The organism is Magnetococcales bacterium, from assembly GCA_015228935.1.
Taxonomy (GTDB): Bacteria; Pseudomonadota; Magnetococcia; order Magnetococcales; family DC0425bin3; genus HA3dbin3.
Genome location: JADGCO010000181.1, coordinates 1 through 3,594, shown reverse-complemented (window position 1 = coordinate 3,594; position 3,594 = coordinate 1). Strand labels below are relative to the sequence as shown.

Here is a 3,594-nt window from a genome sequence, read left to right as displayed (position 1 = left end):
TAGTAAAATATTGAAATAAATCAGATTTTGCACTACAGATGACGAACATGGGTCATGGCGGCAAAACGCATTGCCAAAGAAATTCCGGACGTCGTCATCCTGGATCTGGCAACACCGCACATGGATGCTGTTGCCTTTCTTCAAAAATTGATGGAACAATGCCCCTTGCCGGTGGTGGTCCTGGCAACCCGGGACAAAAAAGGATCGGCAGCCCTGACAGCGGCCCTGGATACCGGTGCCCTGGATGCCATCGTCCTGCCGGAAACAGAAGCCAGGGAATATCTTCTGGCCTCGACCCGTACCATTCTGGACAAAATCAAGTCTGTCGTCAGCCGGCATCGGGGTGGTAAACGCTCTGTGCCAGCCTTGACAATTCAGCCCAAATTGACGGCTGACGAACTGTTGCCTCCAGCCCCGCACTGGGCACATGTCAAACAGACCGAAAGAGTCATTTGCATGGGAGCTTCCACGGGCGGCACGGATTCGCTGCTGGTGGTGCTGGAAAAAATGTCACCGCGTTGTCCGGGAATCTTGATCGTGCAGCATATGCCGGAAGGTTTTACGACCACATTTGCCAGACGACTCAACGATTCATGCAGCATTTCCGTCAAGGAGGCTGAAAACGGCGATGCAGTCCTGCCGGGTCGGGCATTGCTGGCCCCCGGCAATCAACACATGCTTCTGGCCCGGCGGGGAGATCGCTACTTTGTCGAAGTCAAGAATGGTCCCCTGGTATCCCGGCATCGACCTTCGGTGGATGTGCTGTTTCGTTCGGCGGCGCGCAGTGCAGGCAGCAACGCCATCGGTGTCATCATGACCGGCATGGGTGATGATGGTGCCCAGGGTTTGCTGGAAATGCGGCAGGCAGGAGCCGTCACCCTGGCGGAACATGAATCCTCATGCGTCGTGTATGGCATGCCGAAAGTGGCCATCGAACGGGGCGGAGCAGAATTTATCGTGCCGCTGTCGAAAATGGCCGACAAAATCACCCAGGTGGCCAATAAACGAAAATGACAATATTAATTGAATAAAAACATGGAAAAGCCGGAATCTTCCTGGCGCACCGAAATTGCTGCCACTCGGGAACAGTTGGCCCGGGTGCGTCCCGTCTGGGAACAGATGTCAGCAGGTTGATGCAGCATTGGATCATGGAGGTTCCTGAGAGTCTGGATCTTTTTTATGAGAAACACTCGCGCAAAAGTCGGGAAACCATGCGCCGCCGCAAAAAACTGTTTCAGGCCTTTGTGGATACCCTGAAAATACGTGTGATTCGCGATGTGGCAGGCCTGGCCAATGGGTTGCGGGATGCGGCTGCCAGAGTTTCGTCGCCTGGCGTAATAGAATATTTTTGAAAAGAAAAAAGGAATGAAAGCTTGCCGGTTTACCTGATATTTCGACTGGACCTGAAATATCCATTCTATTTTATACCGATCGACTTAAAAAATACTCCGTACTTCACATCAACCAAATTAACATGATGATAAAACCACTCGAGGAGAAAAAATTTCAGATCAACGACATAGATAATATCATGATCGCTGATCAACCTGTTTTGATATTCACCGAATCTTTTTAAAAAATCATTATGCTCTTTTGTATGTTCAACTGTCCCTGGGAATCCATGCATGAGCATTAACTCCTCCTCATCCTTAAAATGCGCAGATGCATACCCCCCCAAAAAATTTATCTCACTCTTAACATCTATCCATTCATTCTCTGTCGGACTCTTTCTGGACAATCGCTCCACCAATTCATGAAATTTTATCAAATGCTCAAGAAATTTTTTGTGGTCCCGATTGAGTCTAAGAACACCAACATCCGGTAACTTTCCGCTCATTCTCTTTCGAAACTGTTCCGCTTCACTCATTACTTCTCCCATATTAACTCCTGCCTTGATCATCGTTGGGACCAATCTGTCCAAAATATTTTGGAACCTGTGCAATTTCAAAAACACAAACCAATCCGTTTCATCCTCCTGACAGATTCGGTGCCAATGGTGCCTGCAAGACCACATGATGACGTTGAATTTCCTTGTGAAACGCCTCAGGCAAACGCGCCCAGTCGTGCAGATCCACCAGCATGGGCAGGTTGCTCTCTTCGAGGGCTTCCCGTAAGTCTGCCCAGGCAGGCGTCGTGCCGTCCAGATTGGTTGGATTTCTCAGCACCAGGTCAACGTCGCTCCCCTCATGGGACATCCCATTGATGCGGCTGCCAAAAACCCAGACCTCGGCATGGGGTACGTGATGCGCCAGAATGTCCAGCAACATGTGCAAATGACGTTCAGAAAGATCAAGATTCTGCATGATCGACCTGTTGCAAAGTGGCAACCAATGCCTTGATGTCACAAATCCACCCGTTCCAACTCTTGGCGGATCCGACGCTGCTGATCGGTCATGCTTGCCGGATTGGCATGGGAAGGGATGTCCGAAATATTTTGGGCTGGTGTCATACGCTTCCCACCTGCCAATGGCCGAGCCGAGCGCCAGCGCCGCAAGGCCACAAGCAGGATGCCCACACCACCAAGCAACAACAAAAACGGCCCTGCCCACAGGATCATATTGCTCCCGGCGCGGGTCGGTTCCAGGTAGATGTAATCGCCGTAGCGGTCGTGAAAATATTGCCGGATTTCGGAGGGTTGGCGACCGTCGCGTACCTGTTGCCGGATGATTTTGAGCATATCCTTGGCCAGGTCGGAGTTGGATTCATAGATTGGTTGGTTCTGGCAGACGGCGCACCGCAACCCCTGGGCGATGTCACGCACCACGGCTTCGTCGGGATCTTCCTGGCGTTCAGTGGCCAAGGTGGGCAGGGAAAACATTACCAGCAAGACCAAGATCAGGAGGGTGTACCAGGAAATATTCTTTATTTTCTGGTAGTGGAATTGATGTGGGTACTGACGTTGGTGCTGGTCATGCTGCCGTTTCATGGGGTTTTCTCCTGGATCCCTTTTTCTTGACTCATCAAGGGGAGAGCCACCTTTTCAAACCAGCCCGGATAGAGCGGACCGGTATGTTTCAACCGGATACGCCCCTGGGGATCCACGAGATAGCTTTCGGGGGCACCGTAGACGCCCCAGTCGATGGCGATGCGTTGGTCGGGATCGAAGGCGTGGCGATAGCCGGTCTCCCCATAACGGCGCAAAAAATCCCGGCCATTCTCGATGGTGTCGCGAAAATCCACGCCGATGATGACAAAGTCGTTTCTGGATTGCACTTTTTTGGACAATTCCACGAGGTAGGGGTGTTCCTGCCAACAACTGCCGCACCAGGACCCCCAAAAATTGAGCATGACCCAACGGCCTTTGTGGGCACTCAGGCGGATCGGCTCGCCTCCGTCCAGGGCCGGGGCGGTAAAATCCGTGGCCGGGCGGTTGATCAGGGGGGTTGGAATCAGGCGGGGATCATTCCCGAGTCCCAGGGCAAAGAGCGTCAGGATTCCTGCCACGGCCAGCAACAAGAGGGTTTTCCACCACATACTGCTCTTCCTTTCGAGGTTTAACCATAACTCCGGCTGTGTCTGGACCTCTTTTTTTGTAACTAATTCAGCTTCCCCATTAAAAAACGTTTGAAAAACTGGGATGGAGGTCCAGGAGGA

General features: G+C 51.9%; 5 protein-coding genes and 1 pseudogene. 2 read left to right on the top strand and 4 right to left on the bottom strand.

Annotated elements, in window-relative coordinates; all coding sequences use genetic code 11:
* Positions 1-54: 54 nt before the first annotated feature.
* Both cheB and HQL65_20400 read left to right on the top strand, forming a co-directional pair.
* Positions 55-1,014 (top strand): annotated as a pseudogene (cheB, locus tag HQL65_20405) (chemotaxis-specific protein-glutamate methyltransferase CheB).
* Between the two features lie 134 nt (positions 1,015-1,148).
* Positions 1,149-1,352, top strand: a complete 204-nt coding sequence (locus HQL65_20400; protein MBF0138596.1) for a hypothetical protein — start codon at positions 1,149-1,151, stop codon at positions 1,350-1,352.
* Positions 1,353-1,417: 65 nt separating this feature from the next.
* Here HQL65_20400 and HQL65_20395 read toward each other — a convergent pair whose 3' ends face one another.
* The 4 genes from HQL65_20395 to HQL65_20380 all read right to left on the bottom strand — a co-directional run bounded on the left by HQL65_20395 (position 1,418) and on the right by HQL65_20380 (position 3,474).
* Positions 1,418-1,867, bottom strand: a complete 450-nt coding sequence (locus HQL65_20395) for a hemerythrin family protein (GenBank protein ID MBF0138595.1) — start codon at positions 1,865-1,867, stop codon at positions 1,418-1,420.
* Between the two features lie 100 nt (positions 1,868-1,967).
* Entirely contained in the window at positions 1,968-2,303 is a 336-nt protein-coding gene (locus HQL65_20390; GenBank protein ID MBF0138594.1) for a nucleotidyltransferase domain-containing protein, read from the bottom strand.
* Positions 2,304-2,341: 38 nt separating this feature from the next.
* Positions 2,342-2,926, bottom strand: a complete 585-nt coding sequence (locus HQL65_20385) for a cytochrome c-type biogenesis protein CcmH (protein ID MBF0138593.1) — start codon at positions 2,924-2,926, stop codon at positions 2,342-2,344.
* The gene (locus tag HQL65_20380) at positions 2,923-3,474 is read right to left on the bottom strand and encodes a DsbE family thiol:disulfide interchange protein (GenBank protein MBF0138592.1); all 552 of its coding nucleotides are present in this window, start codon (positions 3,472-3,474) and stop codon (positions 2,923-2,925) included. The genes HQL65_20385 and HQL65_20380 overlap by 4 nt, the downstream gene beginning before the upstream one ends.
* Between the last annotated feature and the right edge of the window lie 120 nt (positions 3,475-3,594).

Bases quoted from the DNA above. Each gene is read 5' to 3' on its own strand.
- HQL65_20390 (MBF0138594.1), bottom strand. From the start codon at position 2,303: ATGCAGAATCTTGATCTTTCTGAACGTCATTTGCACATGTTGCTGGAC.
- HQL65_20385 (MBF0138593.1), bottom strand. From the start codon at position 2,926: ATGAAACGGCAGCATGACCAGCACCAACGTCAGTACCCACATCAATTC.
- HQL65_20400 (MBF0138596.1), top strand. From the start codon at position 1,149: ATGGAGGTTCCTGAGAGTCTGGATCTTTTTTATGAGAAACACTCGCGC.
- HQL65_20380 (MBF0138592.1), bottom strand. From the start codon at position 3,474: ATGTGGTGGAAAACCCTCTTGTTGCTGGCCGTGGCAGGAATCCTGACG.
- HQL65_20395 (MBF0138595.1), bottom strand. From the start codon at position 1,867: ATGAGTGAAGCGGAACAGTTTCGAAAGAGAATGAGCGGAAAGTTACCG.